Below are 25,370 nucleotides of genomic sequence, written 5' to 3' on the forward strand. Positions count from 1 at the left end.
GCTCCCCACGATCACCGTGATCGCGGGGAGCTTCTTGGCTAGTGCGCTGATTCAGGATATTCACAGCGCCATAGGGTGGTCCATCGACAGGTACTCGCCGAAATGCCTCCCGAAGGCCTGCTCATCGATGACGGGCACTCCGTAAGCGCGCGCCTTCTCGGCTTTGCCGCTTAGTGAATCGGGATCCGCCGCGACGACTACTCTGGTCGACTTCGTGATGGCGCCAGTAGTGAGACCTGCCGTAGTGATCTCGCTGATCCAGTCCTCACGAGGCCGTCGCAGTGTACCGGTGAACACGACCCGATCGCCGGGTTGAAGGAGCGTCTCGCGAGGTTCTGCACGTGCCTCGCGAGTGCCATCCAATGCCGACGCCACATCAGCCTCGGTGAGGTTCAGATTGACTGCGACCCTGCAGAGATCCGAGAGCTCCTCATCGGTGAGCACGCCATCGGACCAGGCCTCCGCCGCGAGCTGCCGGAGATGCTCGCGGTGCAACTCCAACATGCGAGATCCGGAGATGCCGGAGTCTTGCGCCACCTCGAGCAGTGCGCGTCCCTCCGACTTGGAGATGTGGAGATCGAGCAAAGCGTCATTCAACGCGAGGAGGTATGAGGCCTCACTCGTCGCACCTCCGGGGATCCACGCGTCGTTCAGCACCTCGGCCATCCATGACCCCGGTTGCGCAGAGGCATTCGACTGTCTGATCGCCAGACGGGTCGCTCGGCGTTTCCGTGATGCGGGCCATGCGAATGAACGCGCTGCGGTCAGTTCCGCCGTCCAGTCGGCGTGCGAGCTGCCCAGTTCCATGAGCTTGCTGAGCAACTGCGCGGTCGCCTCCGCGTCCGCGAGCGCAGTGTGGGCATCATCGAGGGGAATGCCAAGTGCTTCGCAGCAATGCGCGAGCTTCGCCGTGCCGAGCAGACGCCCGGACCACTTCATGGAGCACAACGCACGCGGACGATCGTCAAGCTGGTAGCCAGAACGCAGAAGCTCATTGTGGAGAAACCGCATATCGAACGTCGCGTTGTGCGCGACCACTGCACGTCCGGCGATCAAGGTGAGAATCTCATCGCTGATCTCCGAGAACTCTGGGGCGTCAAGCCAAGCAGGTCACCGCCGCTGATCCCGTGCACATGGCTCGCGCCGACATCTCGTCGGGGATTCACCAGCGTCGTCCAGGAGTGTTCCTGCTGACCTGTTTCATCGAGCAGCACCACACCGACTTCAACGACGCGGTCGTTTCGTTCCGGCACAAAACCTGTCGTTTCGAAATCGATCACTGCGAAACCCGACATAAATCCTTGCTCCTTGCTATGTCGTTGGCAGGGTATCCTGCGATACGGCCATTCTGGTTGTTCGGAAGGCACCTGCTGCACTGCAACTCAAAGGTAGCTTCCGCAAGCAGAAAGAGCATGCAGTCGGTCCCGCAGAGTGGGCGAGCAGTCTTCAGCGTCGGATGTCTTAGTTACACTCTCTCCTAGTGCTTCGGGTGCGCAAGGTCACGGCATCCTCATAGGCTGAAAGCGAGGAAGTCAGCGTGGTCGAAACTCGAGTGTTGGTGGGGCAGGGCTTTGATGCCCTCTCAGCGGGACTGCAACCGTTCATCACCGAACGGATGTCTGAGGTGCTGCCCGACGTCACTGACTGGACCTCGGTGCTCCGAACGAAAGACGAACTGAACGGGCGGCATTTCGAATCGTATAACCCGGCAGATCTGTTGCTTCAGCTGCGAGTGCTGACTGAGCGACTCGGCACACTCGGCTACCCGTTTCAACACTCGATTTCCCGACAAGCTTCCAACTGTGCGAGCGAACTACGTTCGGTTCGGAACCGGTGGGCCCATGGAGAATCGTTTTCGGCGGCTGAAGCCTATCGAGCACTCGACTCTGCAGAAATCCTGCTCGCGGACCTCGATGCCTCCGAGCAACGAGGGCGACTGACGCAGTTGAAACTGCAGTCACTTACGGCAATGCAGCCATTCGCCGACATTCAGAAAAGCACATCGGATCAGGAACATCAGGAAGCCGCCGCGGGTATTCCGACAGCTCCGACCGTGGGATCGCAGCGAGTAGAACACCGAGCGGAGCAGCTCGACGACCGTGAACAAAAGGAATTTCTCCCTCCGATGACGGAGGAAACGGCGAAGCTCGAGGCGCTCGCTACAGATGTGCTGAGCTACGCGCTTGCACACAATCGCATCGGCGTCGTCGAGCAGATCGACGTGCACTACCGGGGCCCTGAGCTTCGCGGGGCGTCGGTGGAAGTTGAATCGCTCAGCCCGGTGGGAATGCTGGGCGACCCTAAGATCCTGCTCGTTGATCTTGACGGCGAGCATCCTGTCACATTGCGCGACGTCGCCTTTGAGCTTGATCCCGCCAGAATGCTTGCTCTCGACACCGTGCATCGGGGAAGCCTCCGTGTCACGCTTCGGAGCGCAGATGGGCGAGTAATTGCCGAATTGCAGCACCCGGTCACCATCCTTGCATCGAATCAGTGGACCGGAGCGCCAGAGCAACTCGGTCTTGAACTCATCGCTGCATTTGTGCAGCCCAACGCTGCCGAAATCTCAAAGGTCGCGAGCGAGACGGCAGAGATCCTGGGAGATGAGACTGGGAGTGCAACGCTCGACGGGTACCAGTCCGCGAACCCGGAGCGCGTCGATGAAATGGTCAAAGCTGCTTACCGCGCCATGCAGAATCGTGACATCCGGTATGCGGAGCCGCCCGCAAGCTGGGGCCTTGTCGGGCAGAAGGTGCGAACCCCCGAGGAGGTGCTGGCCGGGAGGCTCGGTACCTGCCTCGACACTACCCTTACGCTTGCCGCTGTTCTCGAAGAGCTCGGCGTGAACAGCACACTCTGGTTCGTTCCGGGGCATGTGTTCTTGGGGTACTGGAGATACGAGTTCTCGCTCGACACTGCTGCAGAGCTCGATGCGTCGGAGGCCATCAACCATGTCGGCCTCGGCGCCATTCGACTGGTGGAGACGACCTGCATCCCGCTCGGCGAGAGCTTCGAGACGGCGACACGTAAGCCGATGCTTGATCACTTGCCGCGTGGCGCGTCTCACTTCACCGGTATCACCGACGTATTCCGGTCCAGGGAGAACGGGGTTCTTCCGCTGCCGAGCCGAACGCTCGATGAGGCCGGTGAAGTTGTCGTCAGGGAATACCGGGTCGCCGCGGGCGCTGCAGATTTTGACTACGTCCTAGCCGCTTCCCGGCCCAACGAGGCAACACCACGCAGCCTTCCACAGCGAATCACGCAATGGAAGAACGCCCTACTCGATCTCAGCCTGCGCAATCGCCTGATCAATTACACGACACGGGCGGGGCACTCTCTCGCGGTTCCTCAGCCGCAGCTTGCGGTTTTCGAGGATCTGATCAATTCGGGAACTCCGGTGACGCTGGTGCCCGCTGATCGCGTATCGCAGCTTGACCGGTCCCGAGGCATACAGTCCGGCTTCGCCCTTCCCGAGAGTGCGCGCGCGACACAACTCACCGACCGTAAGCAAGTGTTCATTGACATTGCGGAAGAGAACTATGCGGCACGGTTACGAGCCCTGGGGTATAAAGCGCGGACCCTCGTCGAGGAGACCGGCGCGAATAACCTCTATCTAGCGCTAGGTATGCTTCGCTGGAACAACGGCGATCGAGATTTGAGATCGCCATTGATTCTCGTTCCCGTGAACCTCAGCACAGCCTCTCGGGGTCAGAGCTATCGCATCACCCTCGACGACACGGGAGAGTCGACGCCCAACTATTGCCTGCTCGAGAGGCTCAAAGTGTCGTTCGGTCTTGAGATACCGGGCTTATCAAACCCGACGCGCGACGAATCGGGTATTGACCTTGCAGCGGCTCTTGCCGCCACGCGTAAAGCCCTATCTGAGGCGAAGCTGTCGTTCACCGTGGATGATTCTGTCGACCTCGCGATCCTGCAGTTCGCGAAGTTCCGGCTATGGAAGGACATAGACGAAAGCTGGGACACATTCGCATCAAATTCGCTCGTCGAGCATTTGGTGCACACTCCCACAGAGGTATTCGTTGACCGGGCGAGGGACGCTGGGAACGTCGACCTCGACGCTGTCGTCTCAGAGTTGCCTGTGCCGGCTGACTCCTCCCAAGCCGAGGCCGTGGTGGATGCCGCTGCAGGCCGCACGTTCGTACTCGAAGGACCTCCGGGCACTGGTAAGTCGCAGACAATCACGAACCTGCTCGCACATTCCATTGCGCAAGGCAAGAAGGTGCTATTCGTGGCAGAGAAGAGGGCTGCGCTTGACGTAGTGAAACAGCGGCTCGACGTAGTGGGGCTCAGTAAACTCAGTCTCGATCTGCACGATAAGGGCGCGCGTCCCGCTGCCGTCCGCGCCCAGATCGCGGCTGCCATGGATGCCGCAGCCCAGGCGGATGAGGCTTCGCTGCTCGCCGCTCGAGAGGCGAACCGGTCGAGTAGCGCTGCTTTGCGTCGCTATGCAGAGCGATTGCACGAGCCGAACGCTTTCGGGCTCTCCTTCTACGAGGCACGAGAACGGATTCTCGCCGCGGACGAAAGCACTCCGACATTGCCCGTCCCGCTAGCGTTCGTGAGAGGTGCGACGCCTGAGATCGCTGAGAGCCTCCGATCGGCTCTTCGTGCGTTGCCGGAGTCCGCGGACCTCGCGCGGCCGGAGCAACAGCATCCGTGGGGCTTCGTACAGCTTTTGCCTGGACAGGGAACGGATCAGCAAATCCATGCTGCCGCTCGCGAGTTCGATATCGCGCTCGGCAACTTGCTCAACGCAGGCCAAGATCCGAAGGTTCTGCGTATGGTGAAAACGCCAGAACAGGTAGAAGCATGGGCAACCTTGCTTTCTGCACCCCGCTACCCTCTCGACGCCGTTGATGCGCTGCGTACTCATCTCGACTCCGGCGAGCTGAGGTTCAACCGTGACGCTCTACTGCAGCTTTCCGAGCACACGCCGAGTTGGTCGCAGACGGTCGGAGTCGAGTGCCTAGCAAGCGATGTGGGCCGGAGCCACGCTCAGGCTCTCGCCGCTGACGCATCCGGATTCTTCGGGCGCAAGCGGCGCCAACGAGCAGTACTCCTGGAGTTCGGCACCGCGCTCCGAATTGACCCCCGAACTTTTCCGGCGAAAGGCGTTTCGGGTCTCACGCTTGAGATCGTGCGGACTTCGCAGGCTGTTCACGGAATCGTGCAGCGCCTGACGAGTCTGCCGATCCGGCTTGTGCCGCAGGGTTGGAATCCGTACATCGCCCCAGGAGCTGCGCCTGTAGTTCAGCATCTCGACTGGCTGACTTGGCTCGTCAAAGCGCTCGCGAAGCCAGGCACATTTCCCGAGCCATTGTTGGACAATCTCCGGGCCATATACGCGGGCTCGCCCAACGATCCAGCAGCAGCCGACGCTCTTCGGCGGTACGCCCATGCATGGCGCTCCCTCGAATCACTGCTGGGCTCCCAATCCGATCGCCACATTGCGCGGATGTCAGATTGGGCAGGCGAACAAGGCATTGTCGATGCGTGGATTTCGACTCGGGGGCGACGCCATCTGGACGTCGAGACGCCGCTGTCACTACACCGCTGGAACACTTTCCTGCGCCAGCTCGAGCCATTGCGCGAGGCGGGACTCGTCGAAGCTTACGAGGCCTTGAAGACTGGCCGCGTTCCTGCAGATCGGGCAACCCTAGCCTTCGACAAGGGTATGGCATCCTCCGTGCTGGTTGAGCGTCAGGACTCCCAAGGTCTCACAGCGTTCGATGGAGGATCCCACAACCGGACCATCTCGAGGTTCACCACAACTGCATCCGGAATTCGCGCCGAATTGCCCCGTTGGATTCCGCAGCAGGTCATCCAACAGCGCAGAATAGACCCCGGCTTTGCAGGTGGAGCGATGGGGGAGTTGAAGCGTCAACTCGGTCGCAAGCGAGGCGGCATGAGTGTGCGTGCGTTGTTTGAGAACTACGAATCGATCATTTTGCAGATTGCGCCGTGCGTGCTGATGAGCCCTGAGTCGGTAGCGCGTTTCTTTCCTGCGAAGGCGGGAATGTTCGACATCGTCGTATTCGATGAGGCCTCGCAAATCCGAGTGGCAGACGCGGTCGGTGCCATGGGGCGTGGCAACTCGGTGGTAGTAGTCGGCGATAGCAAACAGATGCCGCCGACGAGTATTGCAGAGACGCAGATCAACGACGACCTTGCACATGAAGATGAGGGACAGTCTGTCGTCGACGAAGAGTCGATCCTCACCGAGTGTGTCCAAGCTCGGGTGCTTCAGCGCTGGCTTTCCTGGCACTACCGAAGCCAAGACGAGACACTTATCTCCTTCAGTAACCACACCTATTACGACAGCCGCCTGTCGTCTTTCCCCGCGCCGCTCAGTTCTTCCGGTTCAGCGGATGTCGGTATCTCTCTCATTCGGGTCGAGGGAACATTCAACCGAACAGGAAAGGGCAAACTGCTCCGTACAAATCTCATAGAAGCGCAAGCGATCATCGATGAAGTCGCCCGCAGATTTGAAAAGAGCGAAGGAGATGCACCTTCTCTCGGCATTGTGACGTTCAACACTCAGCAGCGCGCATTGATCGAAGCGATGCTGCGAGACCATCCGGATGAGCGTCTCGCAGCAGCGTTGGAGGAGCGTGACGGACTATTCGTCAAGAACCTCGAGAATGTACAAGGCGATGAACGTGACACCATTCTCTTCTCAGTGGCCTTCAGCGCAAACGATCGGGGCTTCGTGCCGCTGAACTTTGGCCCGCTGACCAGAGCGGGCGGTGAGCGGCGTCTGAATGTCGCCATCACTCGCGCGCGACGCCAGGTGATCCTCTTCGCCAGTTTTGACCCCGACGATCTCCGTGTCGAGAATACGGTTTCCGTGGGAGTCAAGCACCTGAAGGCTTACATGGAGCTTGCAGCGCGCGGCGTACAAGCTTCGTCTCTCGGTACCGCAGTGCAGCCCTTGGTCGATCGGCATCGCGACGAGATTGCGTCCGAGTTGCGCATGCGAGGGTTTGCGGTGCAGACGGATCTCGGTCTTTCTGATTTCCGCGTCGATATCAGTGTCGCCACTGCAGAGCATCCGGATCGACCTCTCGTCGCGGTGCTTCTTGACGGAGAGTCGTGGCGCATGCGTCGCACTGTCGCAGATCGTGACGGTCTTCCCGTGGAAGTACTGGAGAATCTTATGCGGTGGCCCGCGGTTGAGCGAGTGTGGCTTCCCGAATGGCTGCAGGATCGCGAGGGCGCTCTCACTCGACTGTCTGAAGCTGTTCACCGGGCTGCTGACCAGCGGGCCTTCATGGAAAAGCCGTCGCCGGTCGAGCCGCTGCACGACGTGCAGCCGTCGAGCAGTATCGATGAACATCAAGTGATCGTCTCAAGTCTCGAAGTGCCTCCCCGTGAGGGTAACGCTCTTGGGGTAGCGGGGGTTCTGCGCTCTGCTGCTGTTCCTATCGTGGAAAAAGATGTCTCTTCTGCTCCCGGAATCGTTCATGAGCGGCTTCGTTTCTTTCGCCCATGGTCGCATGGAGTCGGGACCGGGTCGACGGACGCGCTCGATGCGCTGCCGCGCGCTCATGCGGTCGAGCAAGTGCGCGGAATGATCCACTCCGTCGTCCAGACGGAAGGGCCGGTGCATCGCCAGCGGCTGGCGAAGCTTGTGGGAGAAGCTTTCGGCCTTTCGCGCGTGTCTGGTGGCCGGGCCGCGAGTATTCTGGCGTGTTCGCCAGAGGGACTTCCAACGAGCGAGAACGGCAATTTCATTTGGCCGGAAGGCAGCTCCACTGCCGCTTATACGATCGCGCGGCGAACCGCTGGAGAGGACCGACGGGATATTGAGTCGGTGGCTCTAGAAGAGATTGCTAACGCAATGGCGATTGTCGCGGAGCTCTCGGGAGGCGTGGATGACGAGGCGATTCAACGTGAAGCGCTCGCGCTGTTTGGTGGAAAGCGCGTTACTGCCGGTATTGCAATCAGATTGCAGGCTGCACTGCGTTTCGCCGAGGAGACGAGCCGGATTCGGAGAGCTGGATCCCTGTGGCGTATTGGACTCTCGGCGTAAGTTCAGTTGTCGAGCGAGTATCGCGTAGCTTCATTGCGAAGGACCTTGAACGGAAAAGGAGCCTACGGTGGCCGTTGGATATCGAGCAATTCTTCGACTCAACGATCAGGACGATGCTGTCAGCACCGTCGAAGATCAACTTCGCCTGTGGCTGCGAGATAAGAGTCGAGGCCGAGGCGCCGATCTCGAGGTAGTCGACTGGCAGGGCCCGGGTACGCATCGGCTCGGGCGACGATCCGAGCTTCACGTCATCCATGATGACCATGCGCAGGATTCCAGTCGGCGGCGGCTCTACCGCCTTATTGAAACCAACCCTCACGGGCGATGGATCGTCTCCCTCTATGCCGCGTCCTTGCCGACGGCCAGATCCGATCGGCAGACGATCGTTATCGAAACTGACCTCGCAGACGCGGATCATGACACTTCGCTGCGCAAGGTGGCGCCGCCAAAAGTTGTGCGAAACCTGTTAAGCGCCGTAGACGTGCACGATGGCCTGACTCCTCTCACAGGGCAACCGATAGTCATTCGTCCGGGCGACGTTGAACGAGTGTTCGCCGCAATCGCCGATGCCGATCGAACCGCGTCGGTAATCGTGGCTGGAAGCATCGACCGCGCGCATGACGAAGCCTGGAAGGGAGCGATCGCCAGTCTTACCGCACAGAGCATTGGAATTGCAGCCACGTTCGTCGTCTACGCCGACGCAATGGTAGAACTCAATGACTTGCTTCCCGACGGACATCAGATCGAACGAGGGCGAGTCAGGACATTTCTGCCGAACGTTCAACTCAACGATCCATCCGACTCTGTGCGCCATAAGTGGCTGGGTCCCGCAACTTTCGCGCGATCGCTGCGAGGTCAGAAGGTTGGGCGCCCTCTTCAGATCCGCCATGCAGAAGCCACGCGTCGTCGCATCGTTGAGATGGAGCTTCCGAGCGATGTACGGCGCATGATCGATCTTCTGCGCCGGGCTGAAGTCGGAATGGTGCGCAACGAGCGCGTAGCCACCATCGTCGCCGCCTCACTGCGAAAAGAGGCGCTCTCGCCGACCACACGAGTTGAACATGCGGATGAGCCTCAGCCGCAGAGCGGATTGCCGCCACTCGATGTCCCTCAAGAAACTACAACTCAGGTGGCCGGCACTTCACTGGCGGTTTCAGGATGGCAGCGAGCGGCAAATGCTGTGAGACGATGGCTTGGCCTTGAGAGCCCAGCGCCAAACCACATTGACGAACTCGACACATTCATCGAGTCGAAGGTCGCAGAAGTTCGAGTCGCTGAAGAACAACTGCAAGAGGCTGCCGAGGTCGAGGAAGACCTCAAGGTGGAGGCTGCTCGTTTGCGGCGTCGACTTGATGATCTGGAACTAGATCTCATCCAAGCCGAGATTGAAGGGGCTGATTCGCACCGCGAAATTCAGGTTTTGCGGCAGCGCCTCGCTCGCACGGGCCATGCAGAAAGTGCGTATGTTGAACCGGAGGAGGAGGTATGGAAGGCGCCCGGTTCAATCGAAGAACTCGTTGCGCGCATCACCCCTGGCGAGAAGCAACACGTCGCCCTCGAACGAGTGGAGTTCACGGGTAATCCGGATATCGCCCTTGAGATCGACCGACGATACGTGAGTGGTCTGTACTCGACCTCCGTGTGGGAGTTTGTACGGGTCTTGTATGACTACGCCGAAGCGCGAGCAACGGGAGAGTTCAGTGGATCAGTGCACATGTATCTTGGCGATGACCGCGTGGAGGGGACCAAATGCTCTCCGAAGAAGCATGCGGGTACCGAAAGTGAAACCGTACTAAACAACACCAAATGGAGGAGTGAGCGTTTGCTTCCTGTTCCGCAAGAGGTGGATCCTTCCGGCAAGATACTGATGGCGGCTCACTTCAAGCCTGCACATCGCGACACCTTCGCGCCTCGGGTTCACTACTACGATGATGTGTCCGGCACGGGGAAAATCTATGTCGGGTACATCGGCAAGCACTTGACGAATACCAAGAGCTGACGCCGTGCTCGCAGAGAGATTCCTGCAGGGTGTAGGCGGATTCCTGGAAGGAAAGGAACCAGTCCCGTCTTCCTGACCGTCTGTCCGAACTCTTTCAACTTCGAATAGACCGGGGTAGCGGCGCTAAGGAGGCGCCGGTTGAACTCGTGCAGCTGAGATCTTCACCCATCACCGCAACTCCCGCCGCCGAAACACCCCCACGGCCACCGCAACCAGCATGACGCTGGCCCCAACCCCGGTCCCGACAGGCCACCACAGCGCAGCACCCTCCGGGGGAGTGCCCGACGCGACCGCCACCGCCGCCGGGAGCAGGCCCGCGGGTGTGAACTCGGCGAGGCGAGGGGCCGCGCCGGCGACGGCGAGCAGGAAGAACGCGCCGACGCCGACAGCCGCAGCCGCGGCCATCGCGTCGAACGCGGCCGAGGCGAGCAGCGACACCGCGATCAGCAGCGTGGCGAGCACCACCCACAGCGCCGTCGCCACGAGCAGCGGCCCGAGACTGCCGCCGGCCTCACCGGCGGCAGCAGCAGCGCCGGCAGAACCGCTGCCAGCGCCACCAAAGCCACCAACATCATCCGCGAACACTACCCCGGTCACGCCCCAAGACACCAGCGCCCCGACAAACGCCGCAACGGCAACGAACCCCACAAGAACCACAGCATGGCTCACCACGTACGCCGCGCGCGACGCGGGCTTCACGAGCAGCAGCGACGCGACGCCCGAGCGCACCTCGCCGTTGATTGCGCCGGCGGCCATGATCACCACCACGAACACGACGAGCTGCGACAGGTCTGAGACCCACTGCGCGGCGGCGTCCGCAGCGGTAGGGTCGGGCAGCGCGAGCGCCCCGGCCTCGCCGCCGAGCGCTCCCGCGAGCAGCTCGTTCGTGTACCGCGTGATCACCGGACCGCTCGCGGCGAAGAAGACGAGCACGATGGGCAGCACCCAGATGCGCCAGGTGCGCACGATCTCTCGGGTGCGCAGGCGCAGCAGCGGCAGCAGCGCGTTCATCGGGCGCCCTCCACGAGGTCGACGAACACGTCTTCGAGGCTCGCCTCGCGCGGTTCGAGGCGGTAGAGGCGAGCGCCGAGCGAGCCGACCAGGGCGGCGACGCGGGCGGCGCCGTCCTCCACGTCGTCGACGGTGACCACGAGTGCGCGCGATCCGGGGGCCTCCTCGGCCACGTCGAGCGCGAAGCCCGATCCGGCGCCCACTTCAGGCGGAGCGAGCAGCGCCTCCTGAAGCCGCTCGGTCTGGTCGGTCTCGACGATGAGCCGGCCGCGCGATCCACCGAACCGCGCGCGCACCTCGCGCAGCGGGCCCTCGGCGGCGACGCGGCCGTCGCTGAGAATCGCGACGTCGTCGCACACCCGCTCGACATCGGGCAGCAGGTGCGTGGAGAAGAACACGGTGGTCTGTCCCTTGAGTTCGGTGAGCAGTTCGAGCACCGCGCGCCGCCCCATCGGGTCGAGCGCGGAGGTCGGCTCGTCGAGCACGAGCAGCTGCGGGCTGTTGATGAGGGCCTGAGCGAGCCCGAGTCGCTGGCGCATGCCGCGGGAGTATCCGCCGACGCGGGCGCGGGTGTCGGCCAGGCCGGTGAGGTCGAGCAGCTCGGGCACGCGGCGCCGGGTCGTGCTCTTCGGCAGCTGGAACAGCGTCGCGGCCTGCTCGAGCACCTCGCGCCCGGTCATCCATGACGCAAACCCGGGCACGTCGGGGCAGTAGCCGATGAGCGGGCGCACCTCGGCGCTGCCGGGCGCGTGGCCGAGCAGGCGGGCGGTGCCGCTGCTGGCGCGGGCCAGGGCGAGCAGGATCCGGATCGCCGTCGTCTTCCCAGCCCCATTGGCGCCGAGAAAGCCGAACACCGACCCCCGCTCGACGTGCAGGTTCACCCCGTCGAGGGCGAGCCGCCCGCCGTACCGCTTCGTGAGCGCGCGCGTCTCGAGCGCGGGGGCACCGGCGGCGGCACTCGCGGCGCACGTCATCGCTGCGCCTCGTCGCTCGAGCCGGAGGCGCCGGTCGCGCCGGTCGCGCTGGAAGCCTCGGTCGCGCCGGTCGCCCCCGGCGCCGCAGAAGTCGACCCCGGCCGCGCGCCGTAGAGGCTCGCGACGGTGCTCGCGACGTGCGACGAGGCGGCCACGGGGGAGTCGGCGACGGGTGCGGGGCGGCGGCCGGCCACGAGGAACAGGATCGGCCCGATCATGTTGAGGCACAGCATGATGAGCACCCACGGCCACTTGCGGCCGAACTGCACGCGCTCGGTCGGCGTGCGCACGAGCACGACGAAGCCGATGACGAGCAGCAGCGTCTGCACGGCGAGCACGATGCCGATGAGCAGCCACACGGTGCCGCTGAGGGAGGGGACGTCGAGATTCATGCGCAGCTTCCTTCGCAGTGCGGGCGCGCGGGGGCGTCGCCAGTGGGTCGATCGGTATTGCCTACATCCTTGCAATGCAAAGTAGTGATGTCAATTCGGGATCCGCCCCCGCGTCACCGGGTTACCGGGTTACTCGGGCGATGGCGCCGACCCCGGGGGAGCGGGGGCAGCCGCGCCCTGCGGCGTGGTGAGGCGCTCGCGCAGTGCCTGTTCGAGCGCATCGAACCGATCGCCCGCGAGACGGATGAGCGGCGCGTTGCGGGTCGACCTGCCGCGGCTTCCCCAGGTCATGCCGACGTACCCCTCGCGATCCGCATCGGCCGTCCAGATGAGCACCACGCCGTCGGCGCCGCGGGTCTGCTCGGGCAGCGGCGTGTACCTCGCCGAGTCACCCGAGGCGAAGGCCGCGTGCAGCCGGTCGAACGCGTCGGGGGTGAGCGCGTGGTACCCCGTGAAGCGCCGCCGCAGGGGCGTGCCCGTCTCCGCGCGCACCCACACCCGCGTCGCCGACCCGAGCAGCGCCGCGACCGCGAAGACGCCGAAGATCGTCGCGAGCACGACGATCGCCGCGGGCAGCACCCCCAGCCCCCGCATCGCCCGATAGCGCGGCCGAGACGACTCCTCCGCGCTGCGGCGCGCGTACTCGGCCAGCTCCTGGTAATTCGCCACTGCGCACGCGATCCCGATCACGCAGAGCACCAGCACGACCACGGCGACGGCGGTGCGGGGCGCGGATCGGCGCGACACGAGCCCGGGAGTGCGGGCCAGGGTCGCGTCGTAGAGAGCCATGCCCTCATGCTCCCATGCCGCGGCGCGGTTACTGCGAAGACTCCGCCGCAGCGCCCGCCGCAGTGCCCTCCGCAGCGCCCTCCGCCCGCGCGTCCCGCCACGCGCGGCGCAGCCCGGCGCGCAGCGGCAGCACGATCACCGCGAGCGCGGCGGCGAGACCCGCGGGCAGCGCCGCGGCAAGGAGGAGGCCCCAGCGCCCGCGGGGGCGGCGGGCATCGAGCACGGTCGCCGCCACGACGGAGGTCGAGAGCGTCGCCAGCGTGGTCGCACTCGCGGCGCGCACGAGCCGATCCTCCACGGGCACCCGCCGCCGCTGCGCCCAGAGCGCGGGCACCGCGCCGACCGCGACGGCGGCGATGAGCGAGCGCCGCGATCCGGTGCCGGTGCGCCGTCCGCCGAGCCCGAATCCCGTCGCGACGCGATCGGGGAGGCCCCGCCAGGCGAGCGCCAGGGATCCGGCCGCGGCCGCCGCGATCGCCAGCGGCACGAGCTGCGCGCCGCTCACAGCGCTCTTCGGCACGCGGTCGAGCACGTCGCTCGTGGCGTCATCGGGGCGGATGAGCCGCAGGCGCACGGCGAGGGCGCCGAGGTTCACGGTCCACCCGGCGCCGAAGAGCCGCGGCACGAGGAGTCGGGGGCTGTCGGGATCCCACGTGCGCGAGCGCACCTCGGCGCTCACCGGGCCGCGCAGCTCGAGCGGCACGCCGAGCACGCGCAGCCGCGAGTCGGCGGCGGGCGCGTCACCGGTCAGGGCGTCGCGCAGATCCGCCGCGTACTGCTCCGCGGGCCCGAGCGCCTCGGCCGGATCGATGCCGGCGTCGGCGAGCTCGCCGAGCTGCGCGGAGAGGGCTTCGAGCGCGCGGGCCCGATCCCGCCGGGAGAGTGCGCCGAGCTGCGCCTCGACCTCGTGCAGATACCGATTCACTCCGTCCCCTCCAGGTGCAGGATGTGGTGCATCGCCCCGCTCAGCGCGGTCCACGCCGTCGACCCCTCGGCGAGCGCGGCACGGCCCTCGTCGGTGAGACGGTAGTACTTGCGCGGCGGGCCGCCGGGGGCCTCGGCCCAGCGGGTCGCCACCTTCTCGGCCTTGTCGAGGCGCGCGAGCAGCGGATACACCGTGCCCGGGGTGGCGGTGAGCGCCGGATGCTCCCCGAGCCGATCGATGATCTCGATCGAATAGCACTCATCGCGGTCGAGCACCGCGAGAATCGCGAGCTCGAGCACGCCTTTGCGCAGCTGCGCGGTGCGGTCGCTGGTGGGCATGCCCCACAGCTTAGGTGCTCTCTGGAGCGAGTCGCCGGTCCGGCAGCGCTCCGAGTCGCGCGTGAGCGGTCAGCAGCGTGCACATCGCACCCGAATACCGCACACCACTGACCCCTCACGGCCGCCGAGCACCAGCCCCTCGCCTTCCGCCAAAAAATGTGTGACATTTTTTGTGACACCTGAGGCCGCACCTGCGTCCTATCTGCAGAGCGATGATCCTTCGCTCGACACCACGGGCGGCCCGTCAACCGCCCACAGACACAGGAGGTAGTGCACATGGCTACGAACGAGACCCAGACCTCTGCACAGCTCGACACCGCGTCGACCACTACGGGCGGCAAGAACCGCAGCGGCGCACCCCGCGTCGACCACGTGTCGTCGACGACGAGCGCCGGCACCGCGGCAGACGCATCAGCGGGACGCACCACGATCGCCGAGGGCGTCGTCGCGAAGATCGCCGGCATCGCCGCTCGCGAGGTCACCGGAGTGCACGCACTGGGCGGCGGCGGAGCACGGGCGCTCGGCGCGCTGCGCGACGCCATGAACGCCACCGACCTGACCCAGGGCGTCAAGGTCGAGGTGGGCGAGACGCAGGTCGCAGCCGACCTCACCATCGTCGTGGACTACCCGACCCCCATCCAGGAGGTCGCCGAGAACGTGCGCAGCGCCGTCGCCGGTGCGATCACCCGTCTCGTCGGGCTGCAGGTCGTCGAGGTGAACGTCGCCGTGAACGACGTGCACCTGCCGGGCGACGACGCCGACGACGCCGACGCCGATACGCGCGTCTCGTGAACGCGACCATGACCGGGGCGGCGGCGGGCGCCGTGCTGGCGTTCGCCGCCCTGATCTTCGGGTTCTGGGGCTTCCTGCTCGTCGCCGTGTTCATGGCGCTCGGCGCCCTCGTGGGCGGCCTGGTGTCGGGCCGATTCGACGCTCGCGCGCTCGTCGGAGCGTTCACCGGGCGGCGCACCTCATCATGAGCGCCGGCAGGGACGGCGCGATCGAACCCACCGACACCCGGCCGCCCGGGCGCGTGCAGGTGCACGAGCGCGTCATCGGCAAGATCGTGACGCAGGCATCGGCGCACGCCATCGGCGTCGCCCGCGGCGACGTGCACGCCGAGGTCTCGGAGTGGGGCGGGGGAATCGCGGTGCGGCTCTCAACGCGGCTTCCGATCCCCGACCTCGCCGACACCGAGGCGATCCGTGCGCAGGCCCCCGTGTTCGAGCAAATGCGCGCCCTGCAGACCACTCTGGCGCACGACCTGGAACGGATGACGGGCCGGGAGATCCGGCGCATCTCCGTCACCGTGAACGGGGCCGTCACCACCGAGAGAAAGCGGGTGAGATAGATGTCGCACCAGGTGTTGCACCTGGGCGTGCGTCGCGAGACCCATTCTCCGCGCACCGTCGCGGCCGTCACCGTGCTCGTCGTGCTCGCTGCAGCGGCGGTGTTCGCCGGCATCGAGATCGTGCGCTGGCTCGCCGGGCTGGGCCCGCTGCTGGTGGCGCCGGGCGACGGCCTGCGCGCGCTGACCGGACTGCCCGAGGCCGAGCCGCAGGCAGCCGTCGTCGCGGGCGGCGCAGTCGCCGCGATCGCGGGGCTCGCGCTCGTCTGGCTCGCCGTCGCACCCGGTCGCCGGCCGAGGCACTCGCTGAGCGGCCACCCGATCGCGGTGGTGTGCGACAACGGGGTGCTCGCGTCTGCGGTCGCCGAGCAGTTACGCCGATCCCTCGACCTCGCGCCCGGTGCGGTCGTGGTGGGAGTCGGCTCGCGCAGCATCGACGTGACGGTGCGACCGGCCCCGGGGCAGACGATCGAGAAGGATCGCGTGCGCGATCTCGCTGCAGAGGAGGTCGCCCGCTACGACCTGTCGCCCAGCCCGAAGGTGCACGCGCGCATCGCGAAGCCCGCAGACGGAGAAGGAGGAGAACGATGAACGCCACCCGGCGCGGAATCAACCGCAGCGTGCTGCTCGTCGTCGGCATCGTGCTGATCGTCGGGGGAGCGGCCGCAGCCGCAGCCGCCCTCCTGCCCGACATCGGGTCGGCATGGAAGACGGCGGCGGAGTCGGCCGCGCAGTGGATGCGCGCCGCCTCGACCGCGACGCGCATCGCCGAGGCGAGCCCGGTGAGCTGGTTCGCCATCGCGGTGCTCGCCGTCCTGCTCGCCGTCGTGGTGATCGCGATCGTGATCATCGCGCGGCTCGGCGGCGGGCGCAGCGGCACGGTGCTGCGCGAGGAAGCCCGCGAGGGGGCGCAGGGCGCCGTGACCATCGGCCACGGCTTCGCCGCCGACGCCCTCACCGGTGCGCTGGCGAACCGCAGCGAGATCCTCTCGTCGCGCGTGACCTCCCGCAGACTGCGCGGCGTCGACGTGCTCCACGTGAAGGTCACCCCGCGACAGCACGCCTCGCCCCGGGAGATCGCCGAGGTCGTGGGGCGACTCGCGGAGAACCTCGCGCTGCTCACCGGCCGGGAGACCCCGATGCTGCTGTCGATTCGCTCAGGCCTCCGCTCGCGGGTCGCCGCGGGCGAGCCGCGGGTGCAGTGAGAGGATCGACGCGTGGTGAGTGGTGGAGATCGCGCCCCCGGCGTCGAAGCGGCCGATGACCGCATCGTCGCGGGGCGCGCAGCCGACGGCGACGCGGCCGCGTTCGCGGTGCTCGTGCGGCGGTACACGCCCATGATGCGGGCGTACGCCCGGCGGCTGCTGAACGGCACGGCCGACGTCGACGACGTGGTGCAGGAGGCGTTCGTCACGGCGTGGGAGCAGCTGCCCGGGCTCGAAGACCCGGGAAAGGTGAAGAGCTGGCTCATGCGCATCACGAGCCGCAAAGCGATCGACCGGGTGCGGGCGGCGCGGCCGTACGCCGCGCTCGACACGGTCGAGCTGCCCGCCGCGGAGCGCTCGGCGCCGCCGCGGCAGGCCGAGGCGCGGGCCGGGATCGCCGCGCTCCACGCGGCGCTCCAGGAGCTGCCGCACCTCCAGCGCGAGTGCTGGGTGATGCGCGAGATCGGCGGGAGCTCGTACGACGAGATCGCCGACGAACTGCAGATCTCCCGTTCAACGGTGCGGGGGTTGCTGGCACGCGCACGAAAAGACATCATCGTTCGGATGGAGCAGTGGCGATGAACGACCTCAACAGCCCGACGCCCGACGGTCTCGGCATGGAACCCGACGATCTCGACGGCTACACCATCGAGCAGCTCTCCGACTACCTCGACTCCGGGCGCAGCCCCGTGAACCCCGAGATCGAGAGCTCGCCCGGATGCCGCATCGCGCTCGACGCGCTGCAGCGACTGCGGCAGCTCTCACCCGAACTGCTCGCCGCCGACACGCGAGCCGAGCCCGAGGCCGACGAGAGCTGGGTGCTGGGCATCCTCGCGGGCATCTCGCTCGACGCGCGTGCCGGGCGGCGGATCCCGATCCCGAGCCCCGAGCCCGCCGCCGATCTCGGCATCACCGAGGGCGCCGTGCGCGGCATGGTGCGCGCCGCCGAGAACGACGTCGCCGGGGTGCTCATCGGGCGGGTGAGGATCGACGGCGACCCGACCGAACCCGGCCAACCGGTCACGATCTGCGCCGAGGTGAGCGTGGCGCACGGGGTCGACATTCAGGCCGCGGTGACCCAGCTGCGCGCGGCGATCGAGGCGCGCATCGCCGCCCACGCGCTGCTGAACCTCGCCGGGATCGACATCGTGGTGCAGGACGTGCACGGGGTGCCGTCGTCATTCGGAGGCCGCCGAGGCGACGGGATCGGAACGGAGAGTGAGGAGCACTGATGAGCGCGATCACGAACGAACTGCTGGCCTCCCGCATCGAGGCGGCCGCGCTCGCCGTGCCCGGCGTCGCATCCCTCTTGCGCAGCGGGGTCAGCACCCGTGCGGTCATCGACGCGGGTGCCAGGCTGCTCGGCCTCGGCGAGCGCGGAAATTCCGCGGTGCGCATCGAGCGGGGGAGTGAGGCGGTCTCGGTCGAGTGCTCCGTCGGCCTCGTGCGCACGCGCAGCGTCGTCGAGACGGTGCACGAGCTGCACCGCGTCATCGCCGCGGTGGTGCTGGAGCTCACGGGCCTGCCCGCGCAGATTCGCATCACCGTCGGTCACGTGGATGAGGCCGCCTCGGAGGCGGCCGCTCAGCGCTGACCGACGGGCGCGACGGTCGCCCAGACCGCTCGGTGATCCGAACCCGACACCCGGAACGCCCCGCGGTCGAGCACCGCGAGCTCGCGCGTCAGCACGTGGTCGAGGGGCAGCACGGGTGGAATCCACTCGCGCGGCGCCCAGGTCGGAGGGGCGAAGATCGATCCGCACCCCGCCAGCGCTCCGGGCCCCGCGCAGAGCCCCCGGAACACCGGGTGCGCGGCACTCGCGTTGAAGTCGCCCGCCACGACGAGCGGACCGGGCGTCGACGAGACCCAGGTGTCGAGCGCGCCGATCTCGTCGCGCCAGACCTCCGCGCGCCCGTCGAGGGGCGGCACCGGGTGCACGGCGCGCACGCGCACCGTCTCGCCGCCGATGCGCACGTCGGCGGCCCACGAGGCGAATCGCATCTCATCCTCCGGCGCCAGCGCGACCTCGTCGAGGGGCGTCGCAGACAGCATCGCGGTCGCCGCGCCGCCCGACGCATCGCTCACCAGGCGGTACGGGAAACGCTGCGCGGCCCCCGCGGCGTCGAGACGTGCGACGTAGTCGTGATCCGCTTCGAGCAGCAGCACGTCGGCATCGAGCGCCTGAGCCTCCGCGAGCAGCTCAGCGGGATCCCCGTTGCCGTAGAGCGCGTTGAACGACACCACCGTCGCGCGGTCGGCAGCCGCGGCTCCCGTCGCCGCTTCCCCCGGGGGCACGGGTGCGACAAGGATCAGGGCCGCGCCGATGTTCGCCGCCGACACGAGCGCGCAGACCCACGCCGTCCGTGAACGCGGGGCGAGCAGCACCGAGACGACCCCCACGGCGGCGGCGCCCGCAGCCCAGGGCGCACCCGCCTGCAGCGTCGGCACGATCCATGACCCGGCGGAGTCGACGAACCTCACGAGCGAGAGCAGTACGCCGAGTGCGCCGATGAGCGAGCCGCAGATGGCGATCGGGCGTCGTGAGCGGCTGGGGTGCGGGAGGCGAGGCATGTGTCACCGTCACTTTCCGGTCAGTGTTCGCGATGCGAACGGCGGCCCCCTCACCGAGTGTATGCGGAGGCGAGGTGCCGGGGCACCTCTGCTCCCAGTGGCTCGCGGGCGTCGGGCGCCGGCGCTCGCCAGCGTCAGAGATTCGGCGTCGGTGAGACGTTTGGGTGGGGATCGGTCTCACCGACGGCGAATCTCTCACCGAAGCGGCGGGTGGCGGAGGTGTAGAGGCGGAGGGGGCGCAGTCAGCGCCCCCGGCCGGAGACACGGCCGCGCCTAAAATGGTCGGATGCTGACAGCCGGAGTCGACCTCGCCGCGGAGCGCACGGGTACCGCGCTCGCCGTGGTCGAGTGGGGTGACGCTCGCGCCGAGCTGCAGCACCTGCAGCTCGGCGTCGACGACGCGCAGATCGTCGAGACCATGCCGCGCGTCGCCCAGCTCGGGATCGACTGCGCCTTCGGATGGCCCGACGAGTTCGTCAGCTTCGTCGCGGCGCACGCCGCTCGAGATCGCGATGCCACGCCGCCCGATGGCGGGATCGCCTGGCGCCGCACGCTCGCGTATCGGGCGACCGACCGCGACGTGCGCGAACGGACCGGGCGCTGGCCGCTGAGCGTCTCCACGGATCGGCTGGGGCTCACCGCGATGCGGTGCGCCGGACTGCTCGCCCGTCTCGAGGAGAGCGGGGCCGATGTCGACCGCTCCGGCGCGGGCGATGTGGTCGAGGTCTACCCGGGCGCGACGCTGCGGCACTGGGGGTTCGCAACGATGGGATACCGTGCGCACGCGGAGCGCCGTGAGCGGCTGCTCGGCGAGATCGGCGCAGCGGCGCCGTGGTTCGACGTCTACGCGTTCCGCGACCTGATGGTCGCTTCGGCCGACGCCTTCGACGCGGTCATCGCCGCGCTCGCGGCGCGCAGCTCGGCGACCGGACGCAGCACACCGCCCCCGCCGGAGCTGCTCGATCGGGCGCGCCGAGAGGGGTGGATCGCCCTGCCGAACGTGGGTCTGCCCGAGCTGCTCGCGGGGCGCTGACACCCGAGCGCGGTGCAACCCGCGGGTTGCTCCCGCGCGGCGGCCCGCGGGCCCTCGCCAGCGTCGGAGATTCGGCGTCGGTGAGACGTTTGGGTGGGGAACGGTCTCACCGACGGCGAATCTCTCACCGAAGCGGCGGGTGGCAGCGGCGGGTGGGGGAGGTGTGGAGGCGGAGGGAGGGCGCCCCGAGCCCGCGCCCCTGCCGCGAGCGCCACGGGGTTTGCTAGCGTAAGCGGCGTACGGGTCCGAATCGAGAACGGCGAGTGAGCGATGACCGAAGACACGACCGGAAGCGCCAGCGGATCGAATGAGCCCGAGGGCGACGACGACCTGCCGATCTACGAGCCCCCGTTCGGCCTCGACGCGGTGCCGGACTTCTGCGAGCGCCTCGTCGAGTACCTGATCGTCGAATCGCCCGACGACGAGTTCACGTTCGAGGGGGTGGAGGGGGAGGAGTCGCAGGGCGTCTGGATTCTGCCGCTCGGCGGCTACGACCCGAATGAAGACAGGACGCTCACCGAGGGCGCCCCCGCAGACCGCGAGCTGCCGCCGGGCGGCTACGCGGAGGTTGCCGACACGTGGGCCCAGGGCGTGCGCCGCGTGCTCCACCAGGCGTGGGGTGCCCCGCTCGTGCGCACGCCGAAGCTGGTGGGCGTCTCGCAGGAGCCCGAGGGCATCCTCGACTTCCTCATGGTCGCGGTGAGCATCGACCGGGCCGAGATGTGGGATCGCGGCGAGCTGTGCTGCGTGCTCCTCACCAGCTGGGACGGCGAGCCGATGACGAGCATGCTGCGGCAGATCCTCGTGGTGCTGCCCCGCGAGTACGCCTTCGGCGGCATGGCGGTGCTCGCCGATGACGAGATCACGGTGCACGACCTGATCATGCACGGCGAGCACCCCCTCGAACTGCGCCGGCGCGCGTGGCTGATGAGCACGCTCGCGGGGCAGGGCGAGGTGCGGGTGCGCGACACGGCGCTCGAGGCGTCGCGGTTCAGCCTGCGGTCGCGGGGCGGCACGACGACGGTGTGGACGTTCGCCGACGACGGCCGGGTGCTGGTGCTCATGCAGGATCCCGATTCCGAGTTCATCACGAGCGCCGCAGGGCAGCTCATCGCCGACCAGCTGTCGGGCGCGGAGGCGCATTCCGCGGGCGACGCGGCGGACGCCGCGCATCCGGAGGAGCTGCTGGAGGAGGCCCGGCTGATCCTCATCGCCCGCATGCTCGACGGCATTCCCGACGATCTGCGGGAGCTGATCGCCGCCCCCGCCGAGAACGGCCGCGGCGAGCCGGGCGAGCACGAGCTCGAGTTCCGCATGCTCGGCGACCAGCCCCTGCCGATCATCTCGGGCGCGGTCTGGTTCGACGGGGAGCACTGGCGGGTGACGCGCAACCTGCTCGAGATCGGCAGCCTGAACGACTTCGGCATGGACGACTTCGGGTTCGCGGACGCGGTGCGGCGGCCGTACCGGCTCGGCGGATCCTTCACCGTCGACGACGTCGCCGGGCGCGCGACCGACGAGCGCCGCCGGCAGATCGAGCACCTGTTCGCGGCGTGCCCCTACCCGGAGCAGCAGCGGCCGGCGGACCACGAGCGCCTCGGCTACGGGCTGCCGCGCGATTCGACGCACGCCGAGCTGGTGGCGCAGATCGAGCGGATCACGGAGGCGTGGTGGAGCACCGACCCGGGGTCGGTCGACTGGAAGGATCGCACCTTCAGCGTGGGCGGCCGCGACCTGCGCGACGACGACGGGCGCGTGCTGCGCACGGTGCTCGCGGTCGCGGAGCCCTGGACGGTGGAGGTGCTGCAGGCCTGGGTCGGCGGGCTGAGCGATGCGATGGAGGATCGGTGGGGCGCCGCCTTCGAGATGCACGCGCGCGAACCGAAGACGGGCATGGAGCGCAAGACGCCCGTCGCGCGCGTGATGCGCGGCATCGGCATCATGAGCGCGCCCATGTGGTGGGTGAACGGGCACGCGGTGGCGCTGGTCGCCGGCGCCCCCGATCCGAGCACCGGTGAGGAGCCGCAGGCGATCATCGTGATCGGGAGGGCCGACGCGGTCGTCGACATCATGCGCGGCACCCGCGCGTGGGAGCTGCGGCAGCGCACCCGGGTGATCGCATCGCTCGCGACGGAGGTCGCGGGGGAGCCCGCCCCGCAGGAGATCGCGTGGCGCGGGCCGCACCTCGCAGGATCATCGGTGCGCCCGGACGCGGTGCGGGGGCGGGTGCGCGCCGACGACCACTACTGGGTGTGGCACTTCGCCCACGACGGGCGCGGGCTGCTCATGTCGTTCCCGGTCGACGCGGCGGCGGCCGAGGAGGCGCGGCTCTCGTTCGAGGATCAGGCCCGGCTCTTCGCCGGGGTGCCGGTCGATCTGCTGTCGCTCGTCACCGACCGCGACCCCGACGGGCTGTACCCCGTGGTGACGCGGGAACGCCCCGGCGGATCGGCGATCCCCGGCTTTCTGCCGACCGCGAGCGCACTGCCCGCGGTGCAGGCGGTGTTCTGGCGCGACGCGTACGACTGGCGCGCTTCGGGCGGCATGCTGGAGCGGGTGCGGCCCGCGTTCGCGGCGGCGGCGGAGGCGGCGGAGGCGGAGGGCGACGCCGACGCGGCACCCGACTCGGCCCTCGACACGGCTCCCGACTCAGCTCACGATACGATTCGCGGCGATGATCAGCATGCGGCCCCCGACACATCGAATCCGTTCGCGACCCTCTACTCGGCCGTGATCGGCGTGCCGCAGCTGCAGTGGGCGGTGGGGGCCGGCGAGGAGTTCGGATCGCACATCCTCGCCGACGACCGCTACTCGAGCGTCGTCTTCGGGCACCCCGTCGCCTTCGAGCAGGCCGAAGCGGCCTACGCGCGGCTCGGCGACGTGCACCGCGTGGCGCTCACCGGGTCGCTCAACCAGTTCCTCGACACCGTGCTCGGCATGCCGCCGCGCCGCTACGTGCTCGACGCGGCGCTCGCGAACCCCGACCCGCGGAACCGCGCCGAGATCGCGTTCCTGCTGCTCGACGACCTCGACGACCTCGACGCGTCGGTGCAGCTGTCGCACCTGACCCCGATCAACGTGCTGTTCGAGAACCCGACGCTCGGCGCCGACGACCGGCTGCTGCTCATCAGGCTGCTCGAAGCCGGAGCCCAGGCCGGGCCGGGCCTCGGCGGCCCGGGCGTCGCGCGTCATCCGATCGTGCAGCTCGCCGGCCGCGACCTCGACGACGCCCTCATCGAGCCGTTCGTGCACTCGCTCCTCATGCGGGGCGAGCTCGACCTGACGGCGCCCGCGCTGCCCGACGGCCGCAGCGTGCTCGCGTACGTCGAGGCCGGCGAGTTCGCGCACGGACGCAGCCGCACGGGGCTGCTCGCGCAGCTGCGGGAGGCGCAGGGCGGGTTCCCGTTCGAGCCGTGACCGGTCAGTGCCGTGCAGTATTGAAGCTCTGAGTGCACGGAAGTGACCGCTCACGGGCGGTGCCAGCGCGCGGGCGCCTTCGTGATCCTGCCGAGCAGCCATTCGAGCGGGCCCTGCCCCACGGTGAGCGCCCACAGCGTGCACCCCGCGATCACGCCCGCGGTCGTCGGCCAGAACGGGTCGAGGTCCCGGAACCCGGCCGACGGGTCGAGCCCCGGATCGCGGGCGGTCTCGACCGCGATCCAGACCGCCCAGATGCTGATGTGCACGACGTACGCGGTGAGCGGCATGGAGCCCACGGCGCGGAGGGGCAGCGCGATCCAGCGCAGGGGCGTGAGGCACAGCAGCACCGCGGCGCCCGTCACCGCGAGCGCGAACCCGCCCGAGCCGAGCGCCTCGCCCACGCCCGAGCCGTGCGGGGCGTCGCTCAGCGCGGCGACCCACCATGCGCCCGCGCCGTCTGAGAACGCGCGCGCCTCGGCGCCCTCTGCGGCGCGCGCGATCGACCCGACCACTCCGTACCCGAGCACGGCGAGCAGCACGCCCGCCCCGAGCAGCGGCCACGCGTATCTGCGCGAGCGCATGAGCAGCGCGCCCGCCGCCATGCCGCACAGCAGGAACGCGAGCCACAGCGGCAGGGGGTAGTTCCACGCGATGAGGCGGAGCGACTCCTCGACCGCGAGCGGGCCGTCGCTGCGGGCGACCGCGTCGTCGATCCACTGCACGGCGAACGGCGCCCCGAGGGCGAGCGCCGCGGAGATCGCGAAGAGCGCCCGCGGGGCGAGCCGCGTGAAGGGGATCGCGAGCACGAACAGCGCTCCGTAGGCGGGCAGGATCACGTACACCGGCACCTCGAGATCGTCGAGCCAGATGCCGAGCAGCCAGAGCAGCACGCCGCGCAGCAGCAGCTGCGTGCGCAGCCCGAAGAGCGGCGCCGGTGCCGGGACCGCGCTCGCCAACCGGCGGCGCTCCGCAGCGACCGAGACGATGCCGAGCGACACCCCCGCGAGCATGGCGAAGAGCACCGCCGAGCGCCCCTCCACCAGGCCCGACCAGGTGCCGGGGTCGCTCCACTCGAGCGGCGAGATCACCGCCAGGTGGGCCGCGAACACGCCGATCACGGCGAGCCCGCGGGCGAGGTCGACGCCCGCGATGCGCGCCGGAGGCCCGAGTCGCGCGATCTGCGCTCGGAGACGGGACGCGGGAGAGACGATGCCGCTATTCTCGCTCAGGCCCGGAAGCGAGAACAAGAGCACCGCCGTTCGCGCTTCCCAGGCAGTGGGACGGGCTTCGCGAGCGGACGGCCCGCCTGCTA

The 25,370-nt window shown here is 67.8% G+C and carries 22 protein-coding genes; 12 read left to right on the forward strand and 10 right to left on the reverse strand.

Annotation, left to right across the window (positions count from 1 at the left end):
- Positions 1-60: 60 nt before the first annotated feature.
- Complete coding sequence (locus BLT44_RS07060) at positions 61-1,056, reverse strand: 3'-5' exonuclease (RefSeq protein WP_269208758.1); 996 nt, start codon at positions 1,054-1,056, stop codon at positions 61-63.
- Positions 1,053-1,295 carry a 3'-5' exonuclease gene (locus BLT44_RS16050; protein WP_143026021.1) on the reverse strand — a complete coding sequence of 81 codons (243 nt, stop codon included), beginning with the start codon at positions 1,293-1,295 and terminating at the stop codon, positions 1,053-1,055. The genes BLT44_RS07060 and BLT44_RS16050 overlap by 4 nt, the downstream gene beginning before the upstream one ends.
- 242 nt (positions 1,296-1,537) lie before the next feature.
- Here BLT44_RS16050 and BLT44_RS07065 point away from each other — a divergent pair, with 242 nt between their 5' ends.
- Positions 1,538-8,053 carry a DUF3320 domain-containing protein gene (locus BLT44_RS07065; protein WP_074690064.1) on the forward strand — a complete coding sequence of 2,172 codons (6,516 nt, stop codon included), beginning with the start codon at positions 1,538-1,540 and terminating at the stop codon, positions 8,051-8,053.
- Between the two features lie 67 nt (positions 8,054-8,120).
- Entirely contained in the window at positions 8,121-10,052 is a 1,932-nt protein-coding gene (locus tag BLT44_RS15265; RefSeq protein WP_143026022.1) for a hypothetical protein, read from the forward strand.
- 168 nt (positions 10,053-10,220) lie between these two features.
- Here the strand turns inward: BLT44_RS15265 and BLT44_RS07070 are convergent, their stop codons facing one another.
- The 6 genes from BLT44_RS07070 to BLT44_RS07095 form a co-directional block, all read right to left on the reverse strand.
- Complete coding sequence (locus BLT44_RS07070; RefSeq protein ID WP_010154735.1) at positions 10,221-11,063, reverse strand: ABC transporter permease subunit; 843 nt, start codon at positions 11,061-11,063, stop codon at positions 10,221-10,223.
- Positions 11,060-12,037 carry an ABC transporter ATP-binding protein gene (locus BLT44_RS07075; RefSeq protein WP_010154734.1) on the reverse strand — a complete coding sequence of 326 codons (978 nt, stop codon included), beginning with the start codon at positions 12,035-12,037 and terminating at the stop codon, positions 11,060-11,062. The genes BLT44_RS07070 and BLT44_RS07075 overlap by 4 nt, the downstream gene beginning before the upstream one ends.
- Positions 12,034-12,429, reverse strand: coding sequence for a PLD nuclease N-terminal domain-containing protein (locus tag BLT44_RS07080; RefSeq protein ID WP_010154733.1), 396 nt, complete (start codon positions 12,427-12,429; stop codon positions 12,034-12,036). The genes BLT44_RS07075 and BLT44_RS07080 overlap by 4 nt, the downstream gene beginning before the upstream one ends.
- 129 nt (positions 12,430-12,558) lie before the next feature.
- Positions 12,559-13,218: a hypothetical protein gene (locus BLT44_RS07085; RefSeq protein ID WP_010154731.1), complete on the reverse strand. Its 660-nt coding sequence runs from the start codon at positions 13,216-13,218 to the stop codon at positions 12,559-12,561.
- A 28-nt stretch (positions 13,219-13,246) separates the two neighbouring features.
- Entirely contained in the window at positions 13,247-14,143 is an 897-nt protein-coding gene (locus BLT44_RS07090) for a DUF5808 domain-containing protein (RefSeq protein ID WP_074690066.1), read from the reverse strand.
- The gene (locus BLT44_RS07095) at positions 14,140-14,481 is read right to left on the reverse strand and encodes a PadR family transcriptional regulator (RefSeq protein WP_010154729.1); all 342 of its coding nucleotides are present in this window, start codon (positions 14,479-14,481) and stop codon (positions 14,140-14,142) included. Before BLT44_RS07095 ends, BLT44_RS07090 begins: the two co-directional genes overlap by 4 nt.
- Positions 14,482-14,757: 276 nt before the next feature.
- On the opposite strand from BLT44_RS07095, the gene BLT44_RS07100 reads away from it, so the two are divergent.
- The 8 genes from BLT44_RS07100 to BLT44_RS07135 are packed head-to-tail and all read left to right on the forward strand — an operon-like array spanning position 14,758 to position 18,628.
- Positions 14,758-15,273 carry an Asp23/Gls24 family envelope stress response protein gene (locus BLT44_RS07100; RefSeq protein ID WP_010154728.1) on the forward strand — a complete coding sequence of 172 codons (516 nt, stop codon included), beginning with the start codon at positions 14,758-14,760 and terminating at the stop codon, positions 15,271-15,273.
- Entirely contained in the window at positions 15,270-15,461 is a 192-nt protein-coding gene (locus BLT44_RS07105) for a DUF2273 domain-containing protein (protein ID WP_010154727.1), read from the forward strand. The genes BLT44_RS07100 and BLT44_RS07105 overlap by 4 nt, the downstream gene beginning before the upstream one ends.
- Complete coding sequence (locus BLT44_RS07110; RefSeq protein WP_010154726.1) at positions 15,458-15,832, forward strand: hypothetical protein; 375 nt, start codon at positions 15,458-15,460, stop codon at positions 15,830-15,832. Before BLT44_RS07105 ends, BLT44_RS07110 begins: the two co-directional genes overlap by 4 nt.
- Positions 15,833-16,420 (forward strand): hypothetical protein, encoded by a 588-nt coding sequence (locus tag BLT44_RS07115; RefSeq protein ID WP_074690068.1) that lies wholly within the window; start codon positions 15,833-15,835, stop codon positions 16,418-16,420.
- Positions 16,417-17,034 carry a hypothetical protein gene (locus tag BLT44_RS07120; protein WP_010154722.1) on the forward strand — a complete coding sequence of 206 codons (618 nt, stop codon included), beginning with the start codon at positions 16,417-16,419 and terminating at the stop codon, positions 17,032-17,034. Before BLT44_RS07115 ends, BLT44_RS07120 begins: the two co-directional genes overlap by 4 nt.
- Before the next feature lie 12 nt (positions 17,035-17,046).
- Complete coding sequence (locus BLT44_RS07125; protein ID WP_010154721.1) at positions 17,047-17,616, forward strand: RNA polymerase sigma factor; 570 nt, start codon at positions 17,047-17,049, stop codon at positions 17,614-17,616.
- A complete protein-coding gene (locus BLT44_RS07130; protein WP_010154720.1) occupies positions 17,613-18,266 on the forward strand; it encodes a hypothetical protein in 654 nt (217 codons plus the stop codon). Before BLT44_RS07125 ends, BLT44_RS07130 begins: the two co-directional genes overlap by 4 nt.
- The gene (locus BLT44_RS07135) at positions 18,266-18,628 is read left to right on the forward strand and encodes a hypothetical protein (protein ID WP_010154719.1); all 363 of its coding nucleotides are present in this window, start codon (positions 18,266-18,268) and stop codon (positions 18,626-18,628) included. The genes BLT44_RS07130 and BLT44_RS07135 overlap by 1 nt, the downstream gene beginning before the upstream one ends.
- On the opposite strand, the gene BLT44_RS07140 is transcribed toward BLT44_RS07135, so the two are convergent.
- Positions 18,619-19,605 (reverse strand): endonuclease/exonuclease/phosphatase family protein, encoded by a 987-nt coding sequence (locus BLT44_RS07140; RefSeq protein WP_010154718.1) that lies wholly within the window; start codon positions 19,603-19,605, stop codon positions 18,619-18,621. The two genes, BLT44_RS07135 and BLT44_RS07140, sit on opposite strands and share 10 nt — an antisense overlap.
- A gap of 286 nt (positions 19,606-19,891) precedes the next feature.
- On the opposite strand from BLT44_RS07140, the gene BLT44_RS07145 reads away from it, so the two are divergent.
- Positions 19,892-20,638 carry a DUF429 domain-containing protein gene (locus BLT44_RS07145; RefSeq protein ID WP_010154716.1) on the forward strand — a complete coding sequence of 249 codons (747 nt, stop codon included), beginning with the start codon at positions 19,892-19,894 and terminating at the stop codon, positions 20,636-20,638.
- A gap of 270 nt (positions 20,639-20,908) precedes the next feature.
- A complete protein-coding gene (locus BLT44_RS07150; protein ID WP_010154715.1) occupies positions 20,909-24,055 on the forward strand; it encodes a hypothetical protein in 3,147 nt (1,048 codons plus the stop codon).
- A 50-nt stretch (positions 24,056-24,105) separates the two neighbouring features.
- On the opposite strand, the gene BLT44_RS07155 is transcribed toward BLT44_RS07150, so the two are convergent.
- Entirely contained in the window at positions 24,106-25,305 is a 1,200-nt protein-coding gene (locus BLT44_RS07155; protein ID WP_231291470.1) for a heparan-alpha-glucosaminide N-acetyltransferase domain-containing protein, read from the reverse strand.
- Positions 25,306-25,370 lie beyond the last annotated feature (65 nt).

Source organism: Leucobacter chromiiresistens, from assembly GCF_900102345.1.
In the GTDB taxonomy this organism is placed as follows: Bacteria; Actinomycetota; Actinomycetes; order Actinomycetales; family Microbacteriaceae; genus Leucobacter; species Leucobacter chromiiresistens.

What these genes read in the sequence shown, in the direction of transcription:
- BLT44_RS07150 (WP_010154715.1), top strand. Translation starts at nt 20,909, where the DNA reads ATGACCGAAGACACGACCGGAAGCGCCAGCGGATCGAATGAGCCCGAG.
- BLT44_RS07075 (WP_010154734.1), bottom strand. Translation starts at nt 12,037, where the DNA reads ATGACGTGCGCCGCGAGTGCCGCCGCCGGTGCCCCCGCGCTCGAGACG.
- BLT44_RS07115 (WP_074690068.1), top strand. Translation starts at nt 15,833, where the DNA reads ATGTCGCACCAGGTGTTGCACCTGGGCGTGCGTCGCGAGACCCATTCT.
- BLT44_RS07110 (WP_010154726.1), top strand. Translation starts at nt 15,458, where the DNA reads ATGAGCGCCGGCAGGGACGGCGCGATCGAACCCACCGACACCCGGCCG.
- BLT44_RS07100 (WP_010154728.1), top strand. Translation starts at nt 14,758, where the DNA reads ATGGCTACGAACGAGACCCAGACCTCTGCACAGCTCGACACCGCGTCG.
- BLT44_RS07080 (WP_010154733.1), bottom strand. Translation starts at nt 12,429, where the DNA reads ATGAATCTCGACGTCCCCTCCCTCAGCGGCACCGTGTGGCTGCTCATC.
- BLT44_RS07130 (WP_010154720.1), top strand. Translation starts at nt 17,613, where the DNA reads ATGAACGACCTCAACAGCCCGACGCCCGACGGTCTCGGCATGGAACCC.
- BLT44_RS07140 (WP_010154718.1), bottom strand. Translation starts at nt 19,605, where the DNA reads ATGCCTCGCCTCCCGCACCCCAGCCGCTCACGACGCCCGATCGCCATC.
- BLT44_RS07085 (WP_010154731.1), bottom strand. Translation starts at nt 13,218, where the DNA reads ATGGCTCTCTACGACGCGACCCTGGCCCGCACTCCCGGGCTCGTGTCG.
- BLT44_RS07120 (WP_010154722.1), top strand. Translation starts at nt 16,417, where the DNA reads ATGAACGCCACCCGGCGCGGAATCAACCGCAGCGTGCTGCTCGTCGTC.
- BLT44_RS16050 (WP_143026021.1), bottom strand. Translation starts at nt 1,295, where the DNA reads ATGTCGGGTTTCGCAGTGATCGATTTCGAAACGACAGGTTTTGTGCCG.
- BLT44_RS07145 (WP_010154716.1), top strand. Translation starts at nt 19,892, where the DNA reads ATGCTGACAGCCGGAGTCGACCTCGCCGCGGAGCGCACGGGTACCGCG.
- BLT44_RS07095 (WP_010154729.1), bottom strand. Translation starts at nt 14,481, where the DNA reads ATGCCCACCAGCGACCGCACCGCGCAGCTGCGCAAAGGCGTGCTCGAG.
- BLT44_RS07135 (WP_010154719.1), top strand. Translation starts at nt 18,266, where the DNA reads ATGAGCGCGATCACGAACGAACTGCTGGCCTCCCGCATCGAGGCGGCC.
- BLT44_RS07070 (WP_010154735.1), bottom strand. Translation starts at nt 11,063, where the DNA reads ATGAACGCGCTGCTGCCGCTGCTGCGCCTGCGCACCCGAGAGATCGTG.